Raw genomic sequence first — 13,116 nt, forward strand, 5'->3', positions numbered from 1 at the left:
AGCAGTAGAAAGGTTACCTGGCAGTGCACAGATAAGTCAGCAGCGTTCAAAAACGGGGTCGGTCATGAATCTTAGACGTTTAAAATATTACGTAAAAATCGTCGATATCGGCAGTCTGACGCAGGCGGCTGAGGTGCTGCATATTGCGCAACCCGCACTCAGCCAGCAGTTGGCGGCGCTGGAGGGCGAACTTGATCAGCAACTCCTCATCCGCACCAAGCGCGGCGTCACCCCGACCGAAGCCGGAAAAATTCTTTACGCCCATGCTCAGACCATTCTTCGCCAGTGTGAACAGGCGCAGAGTGCCGTTGATAACGCCGGCAGCGCGCTGAGTGGTCACGTTTGCGTCGGGCTTGCGCCTTCCACCGCAGCGTCGCTGCTGGCGATGCCGCTGATTCAAGCGGTTAAGGCCCAGCATCCGGGGATTGTGCTGTATCTCAATGAAAACTTTGGGTCGCCGATGAGTGAGCAGATCATGAACGGGCGCATGGACATGGCGGTGATTTATGGCGATCGCCAGGTGCACGGTTTGTCATTCGTTCCGCTTATGAAAGAGGACCTTTATTTGGTGGGATCGGCGCAGGTATCTACGCCTGACATTACCGTTGAACTTGCCGATGTGGTAAAGCGTGAACTCTTTATGCCAAGGCCTTACAACGTCGTGCGCAGGTTGGTGGATGAAACACTGCAGCGCGAAAAGTTGAAGGCCAATATTATTGCAGAAATAGAATCGCCTTCCACGCTCAATGCTGCGGTAACGAGCGGGTTAGGTGTGACCATTTTGCCGGAGTCAGCAGCGCGCGAAATGGCTTCACAACCAGGAGTCTGGCTATCGCGCATCGTTTCGCCCGCGATTCAGGCACCGCTTTCTTTCTGTATGTCTGACCATCTTTCCCTGTCGCCACCGGCGCAGGCGGTAAAAGACATTATGCTGTCGATGATGGTAAAACGCACTCAGGACAATCGTCCTTTGATGCTGGTTCACTAAGCATTGAATCATTAATAAGAGAGTCTTATTACCACACAGGGAAACCCTCTTTCAGGCTGAGAATACGGCGCGCTACAGTTGCCGTTATTCTCAAATTAGCTCGGCTGAGGGTGAGTGTATGCTGCAGAAAACATCTCCCACCTCTCAATTCCGCGCTTTTCCGGTCTCGTTTCGGGCGAATTATCACGTCTGTTGAACGTATAAAACAGCACCGTTCGGCAGCTCCACGACGCGTATTCAGGGTGAAAAATGTTAGCGATTAACGAAATCCGCAAAATTGCGCAAAAGATGCAGGCGTCCGGGTTGGGGAAAATAGAAATCAGTGGCAAAAACTTTTCACTGCGGCTGCACTGCGCCAACAAGGACGAACTGTTTACGGCCCCGCGAACAAAACAGGGGCTGGACATTAAAGCGATTCAACAAGGACGCTTCTGGAACAGGCATCCGCTGCAGCAAAAAGCCGCAATAGAACAGGGTAATAAGGTTAACGCCGGAGACTGCCTGGGTTTCCTGCAGACCGGTGATCTGCTGTTACCGATTCGCAGTCCGCGCGACGGTGAAATTATTTGTCTGGCGGTGAATAACGGTGACCGCGTCGGGCGCGGCAGAAAGCTTTATACACTTCTTCCGTCCGATGACCAATAAAGGAGAAAAAACAATGCGATTCATCGATTTAAACGCCGATCTCGGCGAGGGATTTGGCGATTACCGCATTGCCGACGACAGCGCTCTGATGTCAGTCATAAGCTCCGCCAATATTGCCTGCGGCTTTCACGCCGGAGATGCGGTGATTATGGCTGCAAGCGTGGCGAAGGCAAAAGAGCTAGGCATCGACCTTGGTGCGCACGTTGGCTTCCCCGATTTGTCAGGTTTTGGCCGCCGCCGTATGCAAATAGACACCGCGACGCTGGCACAGTATGTGATTTATCAGCTCGGCGCATTGGCCGGATTTGCCTGCGTGGCCGATTATCCGCTCACGCACATGAGTTTTCACGGCGCACTGGGCAACATGGCAGCCGAAGACGAGGCGCTTGCCATGCCGCTGTTGCGCGCCGTTCAATCGTTTGATGCCAAACTCATTGTTAGCACCACTGCAGGCAATGCGGTAGAGCGCTGTGCACGCGAGCTTGGTATGCCGGTTGCCTGCACGCTGCTGGCCGACCGTGCTTATCACAGCGACGGAATGCTGGTAAGTCGCGGCAAACCGGGTGCGGTGATACACCGCCCAGAGCAGGTGACAGCGCGTATTCGCCAGTGGTTGACGGACGGTACGCTGACCAGCATTGAAGGCGTGGCGATCCCGATGCCTATATCCTCAATTCTTTTACACGGCGATACCGAAGGCGCGGTGGCGCTGGCGAAGCAAATAAGACGCGAGATAGAACACACTCCAGGCTGTGAAATTCGCTCGATTTCACGCCAGCTGGCGACGCATATTTAAAACTTTTACCTGATATAACAACGGAGTGAGTTTGATTAGCAGGGTTCATAAGATGGCCTTATTGCCACACACCCTTTCAGTCTTATCCGTTAACACCGTTACCCGATACATTCGAATTAATCCCCCATTAAACGTCAGACAGGCATTTAATGGACATGTTCAAAGAGGAATTTTTATGCCGTTTTCAGATTATAAAGTCGCGTTGGTGACAGGCGCTTCAGCAGGAATGGGTGAAGCAATCGTTGAGCGTTTGTGCAGCGAAGGATTGACTGTTCACGCCGTCGCTCGTCGCGAAAGCGAACTCAAGACGCTCGCTGCACGAACCGGCTGTATTCCTCATGTTATTGATGTCAGCGACGTCGAGGCATTGACCCGCTTGTGCAGTGAAATTGAGGTTGATGTACTGGTAAACAACGCCGGTATTTCACATCCAGGTTCAATTGCCACTGCCAAAGAAGAGTATGTAGACACGCAGGTCGACGTAAACTTGCGCGCGGTGCTGCACCTCTGCCGCCTCACCGTACCGGGAATGATGGCGCGCGATCGTGGACACATCATCAACATTACGTCTATTGCCGCTATTTATAACTTTGGCGGCAACTCGATTTATCACGCGACTAAAGCCGGCGTTCACGCACTTTCACGCCAGCTGCGCGTTGACTGCTATGGAAAGCGCGTTCGGGTGACCGAAATATGTCCAGGCCGCGTGGCAACTGACATTTTTGGCAACGTGTCTGGCGATAAAGAAGGGGCGAAAAAGCAGTTTATTGATGGTTTTGAGCTGCCAACCGCAAAAGATATTGCTGACACTGTGGCCTTTGCGCTGGCAATGCCGGTTGCGGTCAACATCGGCAATATTGAAATTACGCCAACTCTGCAGGTGCCAGGCGGCCTTTCAACCATGCGACCTGATGACGTTCGCTAAGTATGGCAAGGATTATTCGGCTGAAAGGGGGGCGCGATGGCTGCAGTGAAAAACGGTTTTGACATAGCGGCGGTGATGCAGGGCCAGTATGGCGACATGCTGATAACCGGCATCGAATTGACGTTAAAGCTGGCGATCGGTGCCTGGATATTGGCGATGATTCTGGCGCTGTTGCTGGTGATTATCCGCCTGACGGAGAAGCGTATCGCCGTCGCGCTGGTCAGCCTCTATGTCTCTTACCATCGCAACGTTCCAACGCTGGTGCAACTGATGATGTGGTATTTCGCGATTCCAACGCTATTGCCGCAGGCGCTGCAGGATTGGATAAATAATCAGAATGCCGAATTTATCTTCTCGATGGTTGCGCTGGGGCTGTGTCAGGCCGCGTACTTCTCCGAGGATATTCGCAGCGGTCTGCGCGCCATTCCTGCAGGTCAAACCGAGGCATCGCGCGCACTGGGCATGAGCTATATGAAGTCGATGAGGCTGATTATTCTGCCTCAGGGCATGCGTAACGCGCTGCCGTCGCTTATTAACCACACGGTATTACTGTTTAAAAATACCAGCCTGGCGATGGTGATTGGCGTGGCCGAGCTGACCTACGTGACCCGCGAAATCGAAAATATGACCTTCAGAACCTTTGAAATTTACCTGGTTGCCTCGATGGCGTACCTGTTTTTCTCTCTGCTGTTAATGGGCGGCGGCGCGTTAATCGCCAAACGTTTTCAGCGCGCTGTGGCGAGGTAAGAGGAGATGGCTGATTTCTTTAGCATTGTGCATCAATACTGGATGCTGTTTTTAGTGGGGCAGTATCCGCACGGTTCGCTCGGTGGACTGGCAAATACGCTGCTGCTGTCAGTGGTTGCGATGCTGTTTGCCTTTCCGTTGGGGATTGCGCTGGCGATGGCAAGAATTTCGCCTTTCAAGACAGTACGCAGAGTCGCGGCGGTTTGGGTGTATGTATTCCGCGGCATTCCGCTGATGATGGTAGTGTTTTGGACCTACTTTTGCGTCCCCATGCTGCTGGGGCACGATATCAACGGTTTCGCGACCATGGCCTGCACGCTGGTGATTTATGAAAGCGCCTACATCGCCGAAATCGTCAGAGGCGGCATTCAGGCGCTGCCATCTGGTCAGTACGAAGCATCACGGGCGCTGGGCATGAGTTATTTCAAAACCTTCCGGCTGATTATTTTACCGCAGGCTTTGTACAATATGTTGCCGAGCCTGATAAGTCAGTTGGTTTCGATCATCAAGGACAGCACGTTGGGCTACGTTATCAACGTACAGGAGCTGACTTTTGCGGCAAATCAGGTCAGTAACCAGTTGTTGACTAAACCTTTTCAGGTATTTGCGATAGTTGCACTCAGCTACTACGTCATTTGTTCGAGTTTGACCTGGCTGGCCAATACGTTGGAAAAGCGCATTGCCCGTCAACGTACACGTCATCAAGGGGGGCAGCCGTTGAGTGCGACTGCTGCATTAACCCCAGAAATTACCCAATAAGGAGCAGAGATGACCCCGCTTATTATGTTTAACCAGGTCAATAAATGGTATGGCGAATATCAGGCTCTGACCGACCTGAGCGCGGAGATCCGCAGCGGTGAAGTGGTGGTGGTGTGCGGGCCTTCCGGCTCTGGAAAATCCACGCTCATCCGCACGGTGAATCGTCTTGAGCCAATTCAAAACGGTCAAATTCTGTTTGAAGGTCTGGACATTAACGGTACCAGCACGCGGCTGAATCAACTGCGTACCCGAATTGGCTTTGTCTTTCAGAACTTCAACCTCTTTCCGCATATTTCGGTGCTGGATAATGTGATGATCTCTCCGATTAAAGTGCTCGGCGTGCGCAAGGCACAGGCGAGGAAAGAGGCGATGATATTGCTCGAGCGAGTTGGGCTTTCACACAAAGCTGACGCCTATCCCTTGCAGCTTTCTGGTGGGCAGCAGCAGCGCGTGGCAATAGCGCGAGCGCTGGCCATGAAGCCGCCGGTGATGCTGTTTGATGAACCGACCAGCGCACTCGACCCGGAGATGGTGGGCGAAGTACTAAGCGTGATGCGTGGACTGGCGCAGGAGGGGATGACCATGATGTGCGTCACCCACGAAATGAACTTTGCCCGTGAGGTGGCCGACACTATTTGGTTTATGGACGCCGGTCAAATTCTGGAAAAAGCCCCCCCAGAGCGCTTCTTTACCCGGCCTTCGCATGAGCGTGCTCAGCGTTTTCTGAGCGATTTACGACAACACTGACGGTTCGCCGGGGAGCGATGCCCCAATAGTACCTGCACTTTTGAAATAATTCGTGACGCTGTCACTTAACCTAAACACTATCGGGGTAAGATGCTTATGAAACTCAAAAATCTGTCGTTGGTTCTCCTGCTCAGCCCGCTTGCCTTGACCATTTTGGCTGCAAAGGCGGATATGATGAGTGATATTCAGGCGCGCGGCCAGCTTAACTGCGGCGTGTATTCTGACGTGCCACCGTTTTCTTCACCAGACCCACAAACGCGTCAGTTAGCGGGGATGGACGTAGATTTATGCACCGCGCTTGCCAAGCAGATGGGGCTGAAGTTGAACCTGATGCCGACCTCGGTTGAGGCGCGTATTCCCGTGCTAACCACCGGCCGCGTTGACGTACTGATTGCCAATCTGGCTTACACCAAAACCCGCGCCTCGCAGATTCAATTCAGCGACCCTTACTATGTGGCGCAAGAAAATCTGGTGGTGAAAGCGCCCAACGCGGCAGAGCCCAAAAGCTTCTTTAAAGGCAAACGAATCAGTGCCACCAAAGGCACGACATCAGAGCAGTCTATTTATCTGGCGGGTGCGAAAGCCATTACCTTCCAGGATACGGCGTCTGCCTATTTGGCACTGCAGCAGAACAAATCCGTCGGCTTTGTAACTAATACCATGACGGCGATTAAAATGATTGAGTTGGCGAAGAACGGAGGTGTCGACCTGGCGATGACCTCATTCCCGATGGCGTTAGAGCCGATTGGCATTGGAATGAAACAGGGCGAACCGGCTTTGTTGGCCAAGGTTAACGCCAGCCTGAAGACGATGGACGATGAGGGCACTATAGACAAAATTTGGGACAAATGGATTGGCCCAAATACGGCCTATAAAATGGTGCGTCAGGACAAAGTCCAGCCATTAAGTGCATTGAAATTCGAACCGCTGCAATAGCGAATTGAAATGCCAAGGTTGATTTAACACTTTCCCATCCCGGCTCTCCCCGATAGGCGGATGGTCGGGCAATGCCATGTAGACAGCACCCTTCCTCATACTCCCTTTCCTAAAACCTGCCCATATTCCGTACTTGTCAGATAGCTTCGCGATCGCCTCCGCTATATCTTAATCGCATTAAAACGAGCGCGGCTAAAGCGGAATAATCTCCAGTTAACCCTCTGATAAGTCGCGTTTGTTTTTTCTAAAAACCTTTGAGGCGGGAAAGATGACAAACGTAAAAATGATTGTGATTACGGTTATGCTCAGCGCAGTGACCTTGCTATCAGGCTGTGGTTTACAGAATATGCAGCTTCATCAAGACAGGCAACGTTGTTCGCAATATGGCTATCAGAAAGGCACCGACGCCTTCGCCAAATGCATGCAAAAAACGGCTATTGAACGCGACCGCATGAATATGATCCAGGCTTTCATACCACTAAATGATTAAGATGTGCAGCGGGGGCCGGGAGAATAAAAAGTCTTCTCCCATGCCCACTGATTAGCAGGATTTTGACGTGACGCCGTCTAAAGGGCTTATCCATTTCGGCCAGGCGGTTTTTTGACAGTTATAGCTTGGCGCAGGCTTTATTCCCATCCACTCGAACTCCGGCTTTGGCTGTTGCGGTTCAAAAATTGCAACCGGCTGAGTATCACTCTCCTCCAGCTCGATTTTCGGGCACAGACCCTGACTCGGCCAACTTTCCATACGGCGATAAACCGCAGGGGTGGTGTTAAACTGCTTTTTGAAAGTGCGGGTAAACGTCTGCTGAGAGTCAAACTGGTATTTATCGGCGATGCGCAGAACCGAGTTTTGCGTCAATCTTAGTTCGGTAGCTGCCATCGTCAGGCGGCGTTGGCGAGTGTAAGTCCCCAGCGTTTGACCGGTAAAACTTTTGAACAGGCGTTGCAGGTGCCATTTCGAGTAGCCCGATTTCGCGGCAATGGTATCTAATGTTAAGGACTGATCCAGGTTATGTTCAATCCAATCCAACAGTTCACTGACAATACTTTCGTGATACATATTTTGATTCCCCCGTTGAAGGATGACATTTAGCCACTCCTCACGCTGGACTACAATGCGCAATTCAGCCATATTATTTATCAAATCAGCCAAACCTTAACGGAATCTTAAACAACAATGCCAATCATTCAGTGTGGGACCAATGATTGCGATCGTGTTGCAATCGATGATATCGACCGTCCAGTGGTTGCCTTAGGTGCGTCAAGGGCCAACGGCGCGTGGGAAAAAGCCATGCATCGTCACCGCAAAGCGCAGCTTATTTATACGCTGGAAGGCATTATCAGCTGTGAGTTGGAGCAGGGTGTTTGGGTGGTGCCGCCGCAGTGTGCTATCTGGATCCCCAGCGAGGTTATGCATTCCGCGCGAGGTACGGGCGTCAATCAGTGCTACAGCCTGTTCGTTGAGCCGGATGCCAATCTTTATCTGCCGACCACCTGCTGTACGCTTTCTGTTACCCCTTTACTGCGTGAGCTGCTGCTGCATGCTGCACATTTCCCGTTGCTTTATGACCAACAGGGCCCTGAGGGCAAGATGATTAACGTACTGCTCGATCAGCTTGCCGTAGCAAAAGTGGAGGATTTATACCTGCCGCTGCCGCGCGATAATCGACTGCGTCAACTGACTGACGGTATGCTGCAGGATCCGGCCGACAAGTCTACGTTGGCAGAGTGGGCGGGACGGATCGGCATGAGTGAGCGCAGCTTGACCCGTACTTTTACCAGTCAGGTCGGGGTCAGTGTGCACCGCTGGCGCAAGCAGCTGCACGTCATATTGGCGCTGCAGAAATTGTCTGAGGGTGCCAGCGTGCAAACCGTAGCCCTGGATTTGGGCTATGAAAGCGCCAGCAGCTTCGTCACTATGTTTCGCAAAGCGCAGGGCAAACCACCGGCACGTTACCTCTCTGACTGTGCCAACAGTCCTCAACTGCCAATCCGTGGATTTTCACTGACCGAGAACGTAGCATAGGCCTAAATAATACATTTTTTGAATGAATTAACGGAATGAACAACATTATGGTGTTGGGTAATATTGTACTGATCCCCGGATATATGACCGATGACCGGCTGTGGGATGACATGGTCGAACCTTTGCAACGCCACGGCGGCGTACTGACTTTTGCCCAGTTGGACCAGGGCGAGAGCATGGACGACATGGCGGAGCGCATTATCAAATGCTGTCCGCCGACGTTCGCGCTGCTCGGGTTTTCCATGGGCGGCTACATCGCCCGCAAAATAGTTCAGCGTATCCCTGAGCGTGTCACATCGTTAATTTTAGCGGCCACTTCAAGCCGTGCTGACTCCGAGCAGCAGCAACGCACTAAGGCCAGTGCCGCCGATGCCGTCACGCCGCATTCGTATAATGGCCTGAGTAATGTTTCGCTCGGCTATTCACTCCATCAAGACCGCAGCCGCGATCCCGCGTTGCTCCAGCGCCTGAAAGGAATGGGGCAGAGGCTTGGTTATGATGTTTTTGTTCGCCAGTCTCGGTTAGACCGCAATGCTGACACTGATTTGTTGGCGAAAATTCACTGCCCAACACTGATTATTGCGGCCAAAAACGATCGTATGCGCAGCCTGCAGGAGTCTGAGGAACTGCAGGAAAACATCCCAGGTGCTGAGCTGCGGGTGATTGAAAACTGTGGCCATATGATCCCGCTTGAACAACCCGCGAAATTTTGTGAAGAGATGATTGGCTGGCTGAATAATCGATAAACGCAACGAACTAGAATTGGTAAAAAACAACGGTCGGTGCGCTGAAGATTGTTTTAACGGCAAATTAGTTACAACATACTTATATATTTTTAAACCAAGCCACAATATAAGCCCCTCTGCAGAAATCGCCTGACAGGGCGTAACAGCCCTAGAAAACACACAAACTGATGGATGTCTGAATGTTTAATTACGTGACAATATGTGCGGAGGCGGCTTGACGTTGTGACAGGTATCACGTTTGATAACTGTAAAATACCTGCGGAAATAATAATAATGTCTGAATGCACCACCCTCGAGTCTGAACCACAAACCTCGTCAATGCACCGCTGGCTGGCGGTATTATCGCTTGCGTGCGGGACCTTTATTCTGGTCAACACCGAGTTTTTACCGATTGGCCTGCTGAGCCCTATTGCGCATGCCCTTGGCGTTAGCGAGGGGCAGGCCGGATGGGCCATTATGCTACCCGGTCTGGTGGCTGCTTTAGCCGCTCCGCTGTTGATGCTGTTTTCCCGGCGCTTGAACCGCCGAACATTATTACTGATGCTGTCAGGTAGCATTATCGTCTCAAATGCCATCGCCATGTTTGCTCACAGTTTTCCCGCACTGTTACTTGGGCGATTTATTCTGGGCTTCGGCGTGGGGGGGTTCTGGGCTTTCGCTATTCCAGCGGGTAGAAGGATGGTAAGTGAAGCGCAGGGCGCTCGGGCTATTTCACTGATCAGCGCCGGTGTAGCCGTGGGAACGGTAGCGGGCGTTCCCGCCGGCGCGTTTATCGGCGAGCTTTTCGGTTGGCGTATGGCCTTTACCATGAACACTGTTTTGGCCGTTGCAGTATTCGTTTATCAATGGTTTGCACTGCCTTCACTGCCTGCCAAAAACTCGCTGGGTTTAGGTTCTTTGTTGACCGTGGCAAAAATTAAAGGGGTGCGCCGAGGACTGATTATTGGCATTTTCATGGCCTCCGCGCAATTTTCCGCCTACACCTACCTCGAACCATGGCTGCGATTTCAAGTGCGATTGTCTGCGTCCGATATCTCGCTGCTGCTGATGTGCTACGGCGTTGCAGGACTAATCGGAACTTTCCTTACGGAAGTGACCGTGCGTGAATTTGGCGTGAGGCGTGCATTTTTAGGCAACGTATTACTGCTGGCACTCTCGGTGTTAATCGCTTCGCAGGTTAGCAGCAGCGTTACCGCCGCGTCGACGTTAGTTATTCTTTGGGGGCTGGCATTTGGTGCGCTGCCGGTATGCCTTAATATCTGGATTTATCAGGCCTCGCCTGCCATGTTTGAAAGTGGCTCGGCACTGATGGTTTGTGTATTTCAGATTGCCCTGGCCTGTGGTGCCTTTTTCGGTGGCGTGCTGGCCGATACGCAGGGCACCGCCGCAGCGTTCATTCTGGGCGGTGTACTGGCATTACTGGCCTGCGTAAGCATCTTTGTTTCTCATCCGCAGCAGTCACGGGTTACGGGGCCGTAAAAACTTAACTCAGCTCGCCTTCACGCTGTAACCAGTTGCGATAAAAATGCGGCCAGATTTCAGTCGGCGTTCCGGGTTTGCCCATACCAAAACCGTGACCGCCGCTGGCAAGCTGATGCAGTTCACAGGGAACGTGCATTTTATCGCAGGCCTCTTTCATGATAACGGTATTCATCGGATTGGATATTGGGTCGTCCTTGGCCTGCGCTAAGAACATGGGCGGCGTCTGTGGCGTGACAAAGTTTTGTACTGACCACCGCGCCGCTTCTCGCTCGTCAGCGTGCCTGCCAACCAGAATATGCGCCGTTGACGTATCGGAATAGGGTGCTTCGAGCGTAATTATCGGATAGATAAGCGCGCTAACATCTGGTTTTGCACTGTGGTTGTCAATCTCGTCGATTGCCGAGTAGGACTGAAAATCAGCCCGCACCGAGGCCATACCCAATAAATGCCCACCGGCCGAGAAGCCCAAAACGCCAAGCTTATCTTTACGGATGCCATATTTATTGGCATTCGCACGAATTAACCGCAGCGCACGTTGTGCATCCTGCAAAGGAGCCATTGCGCCCGCCTGCCAACCTTCGTTCGGTAAACGATAGGTAAGCACAAAGGCAGTGATGCCTCTTTCGCTGAGCCACTGTGCGGCAGGATGAGCCTCAGACTCCATTTCTATACGTTTATAGCCTCCACCGGCGGCGATCAGCATGGCCGAGCCGTTTGGATTTTCTGGCTGATAAACGGTGAGATGTGGAGTGCTAACGTTGCTAACGGCCCCACGCTTACTGATTTTCATTGGCCCAACGGGTCCACCGCCGCCGGGAGGTGTTGAAGGCCAGAGCCGCAGTGATTCGGCTGTCTGCGGTTCACTCAGATGCCGTTTTTTTGCGTTTACGCACCCAGCAAGAAATACTGCGCTTGCTCCAATAATAAAATTACGACGGTTCATGTAATCACCTGCTGATAATAAGAATCTGAGTGTAAGTAAGAATTCTGAGTATTCATTAAATTCGTGAGGAATTTCTGATTACCTGGCTAGGATTAACAATGAAAAGTGATGAAATCATGAGGTTATATCAAGATTGATGCTTCATTTCCTTTAGTTTTGAAATGAAATGTGACTTAACATCATCGACATATATAAATATAGCTGCATAAGTAATGCACTTTAAATCCTTTAGGGCGTCTGTTTTGCAATGATAGAGTTTACAGAGATTAACTATGGAGTAGGTTATGTCTCATTCTATCGTTTCAACAATTCCCCTCATTGACCTGTCAAAACTCGACGGCAGTTCGAATGAACGTACTGAATTTCTTGAAGAACTTCGCATTGCCGCGCGTGATGTTGGTTTCTTTTATCTAATAAACCACGGCATTGATTCAACGCTGCTATCTCAAGTACAGACCACTTCCCGACACTTTTTTGCGCTGCCTCAGCCAGAAAAAGACCGGGTTGCTATGGTCAATTCCAAGCATTTCCGTGGTTACAATCGCGCCGCCTCCGAGCGTACGCGTGGACAGCCAGACTGGCGTGAACAGTTTGATCTCGGTGCCGAGCGTTTACCCATAGTACAGGACGAAAACTCACCGGCCTGGTCACGACTTCAGGGACCCAATCAGTGGCCTGAAACGCTGCCTGAGCTTAAACCGCTGCTGTTAAACTGGCAAAAAGCGATGACTGGCATGTCGCTTAAAATTCTTCGCGCCTTTGCCGAGGCGCTGTCTCTTCCGCTAGACGCTTTTGATCCTCTTTATGGCGATAAGCCCAATGAGCATATTAAGCTGATTCGTTATCCGGGAAGAGGTGCCGACGAAAGTAATCAGGGCGTGGGCGCACACAAAGATTCTGGTTTTCTAAGCTTCCTGCTGCAAGACAGACAAAAAGGACTGCAGGTGGAGGTAGAGGACGGCCGCTGGGTAGACGCATTGCCGATTGAGGGCACATTTGTGGTTAATATTGGTGAGCTGCTTGAGTTGGCGACCAACGGTTATCTGCGCGCTACCGTGCACCGTGTTATAGCGCCACCGGCAGAAAGTGAACGTCTTTCGCTAGCCTTCTTCCTCGGAGCCAAGCTTGACGCAATCGTGCCGGTATTTCAGCTGCCGGCAGAGTTGGCGGCTCAGGCAAATGGCCCTGAAAGTGATCCGCAAAACCCTCTGTTGCGCGACGTTGGCTGGAACTATCTGAAAGGGCGTTTGCGCTCGCATCCTGACGTGGCCGAGCGTTTTTACGCTGATATTCTCGTTTCCTGAATAAACATGCTGCTAAGCCATTTATTAGATAATAAATGGCTTAGCTATTCTGTTTTAATTGTTTAGCTC

Annotated in this window: 15 protein-coding genes; 13 read left to right on the forward strand and 2 right to left on the reverse strand. The window is 51.6% G+C overall.

Features of this window, described 5'->3' with window-relative positions; all coding sequences use genetic code 11:
- Nucleotides 1–64 precede the first annotated feature (64 nt).
- The 9 genes from nac to GA565_RS12105 all read left to right on the forward strand — a co-directional run bounded on the left by nac (nucleotide 65) and on the right by GA565_RS12105 (nucleotide 7,033).
- Nucleotides 65–988: a nitrogen assimilation transcriptional regulator NAC gene (nac, locus tag GA565_RS12065; RefSeq protein ID WP_152198641.1), complete on the forward strand. Its 924-nt coding sequence runs from the start codon at nucleotides 65–67 to the stop codon at nucleotides 986–988.
- Nucleotides 989–1,237: 249 nt separating this feature from the next.
- Nucleotides 1,238–1,633, forward strand: a complete 396-nt coding sequence (locus tag GA565_RS12070; protein ID WP_152198642.1) for a biotin/lipoyl-containing protein — start codon at nucleotides 1,238–1,240, stop codon at nucleotides 1,631–1,633.
- A 13-nt stretch (nucleotides 1,634–1,646) separates the two neighbouring features.
- The gene (locus GA565_RS12075; RefSeq protein ID WP_152198643.1) at nucleotides 1,647–2,429 is read left to right on the forward strand and encodes a LamB/YcsF family protein; all 783 of its coding nucleotides are present in this window, start codon (nucleotides 1,647–1,649) and stop codon (nucleotides 2,427–2,429) included.
- 175 nt (nucleotides 2,430–2,604) lie between these two features.
- A complete protein-coding gene (locus tag GA565_RS12080) occupies nucleotides 2,605–3,354 on the forward strand; it encodes an SDR family oxidoreductase (protein WP_152198644.1) in 750 nt (249 codons plus the stop codon).
- 36 nt (nucleotides 3,355–3,390) lie between these two features.
- Entirely contained in the window at nucleotides 3,391–4,101 is a 711-nt protein-coding gene (locus GA565_RS12085) for an amino acid ABC transporter permease (RefSeq protein WP_152198645.1), read from the forward strand.
- A gap of 6 nt (nucleotides 4,102–4,107) precedes the next feature.
- Complete coding sequence (locus GA565_RS12090; protein WP_152198646.1) at nucleotides 4,108–4,860, forward strand: amino acid ABC transporter permease; 753 nt, start codon at nucleotides 4,108–4,110, stop codon at nucleotides 4,858–4,860.
- 9 nt (nucleotides 4,861–4,869) lie between these two features.
- Nucleotides 4,870–5,607, forward strand: a complete 738-nt coding sequence (locus tag GA565_RS12095; RefSeq protein ID WP_152198647.1) for an amino acid ABC transporter ATP-binding protein — start codon at nucleotides 4,870–4,872, stop codon at nucleotides 5,605–5,607.
- 96 nt (nucleotides 5,608–5,703) lie between these two features.
- Nucleotides 5,704–6,543: a transporter substrate-binding domain-containing protein gene (locus tag GA565_RS12100; protein WP_152198648.1), complete on the forward strand. Its 840-nt coding sequence runs from the start codon at nucleotides 5,704–5,706 to the stop codon at nucleotides 6,541–6,543.
- Nucleotides 6,544–6,811: 268 nt separating this feature from the next.
- Nucleotides 6,812–7,033, forward strand: coding sequence for a hypothetical protein (locus GA565_RS12105; RefSeq protein WP_055771760.1), 222 nt, complete (start codon nucleotides 6,812–6,814; stop codon nucleotides 7,031–7,033).
- 51 nt (nucleotides 7,034–7,084) lie between these two features.
- Here GA565_RS12105 and GA565_RS12110 read toward each other — a convergent pair whose 3' ends face one another.
- Nucleotides 7,085–7,606 (reverse strand): helix-turn-helix domain-containing protein, encoded by a 522-nt coding sequence (locus tag GA565_RS12110; protein WP_152198649.1) that lies wholly within the window; start codon nucleotides 7,604–7,606, stop codon nucleotides 7,085–7,087.
- A 117-nt stretch (nucleotides 7,607–7,723) separates the two neighbouring features.
- On the opposite strand from GA565_RS12110, the gene GA565_RS12115 reads away from it, so the two are divergent.
- The 3 genes from GA565_RS12115 to GA565_RS12125 all read left to right on the forward strand — a co-directional run bounded on the left by GA565_RS12115 (nucleotide 7,724) and on the right by GA565_RS12125 (nucleotide 10,797).
- Nucleotides 7,724–8,572 carry a helix-turn-helix domain-containing protein gene (locus tag GA565_RS12115; RefSeq protein WP_055771766.1) on the forward strand — a complete coding sequence of 283 codons (849 nt, stop codon included), beginning with the start codon at nucleotides 7,724–7,726 and terminating at the stop codon, nucleotides 8,570–8,572.
- 35 nt (nucleotides 8,573–8,607) lie between these two features.
- Complete coding sequence (locus GA565_RS12120; protein ID WP_226950957.1) at nucleotides 8,608–9,318, forward strand: alpha/beta fold hydrolase; 711 nt, start codon at nucleotides 8,608–8,610, stop codon at nucleotides 9,316–9,318.
- Nucleotides 9,319–9,591: 273 nt separating this feature from the next.
- The gene (locus GA565_RS12125) at nucleotides 9,592–10,797 is read left to right on the forward strand and encodes an MFS transporter (protein WP_152198650.1); all 1,206 of its coding nucleotides are present in this window, start codon (nucleotides 9,592–9,594) and stop codon (nucleotides 10,795–10,797) included.
- A gap of 4 nt (nucleotides 10,798–10,801) precedes the next feature.
- On the opposite strand, the gene GA565_RS12130 is transcribed toward GA565_RS12125, so the two are convergent.
- On the reverse strand, nucleotides 10,802–11,743 hold the full coding sequence (locus GA565_RS12130) for an alpha/beta hydrolase (RefSeq protein ID WP_152198651.1): 942 nt from the start codon (nucleotides 11,741–11,743) through the stop codon (nucleotides 10,802–10,804).
- 284 nt (nucleotides 11,744–12,027) lie between these two features.
- Between GA565_RS12130 and GA565_RS12135 the strand changes: the two genes are divergently transcribed.
- Nucleotides 12,028–13,047, forward strand: coding sequence for an isopenicillin N synthase family oxygenase (locus GA565_RS12135; RefSeq protein ID WP_152198652.1), 1,020 nt, complete (start codon nucleotides 12,028–12,030; stop codon nucleotides 13,045–13,047).
- Nucleotides 13,048–13,116: the final 69 nt, after the last annotated feature.

Source organism: Rouxiella sp. S1S-2 (assembly GCF_009208105.1).
In the GTDB taxonomy this organism is placed as follows: Bacteria; Pseudomonadota; Gammaproteobacteria; order Enterobacterales; family Enterobacteriaceae; genus Rouxiella.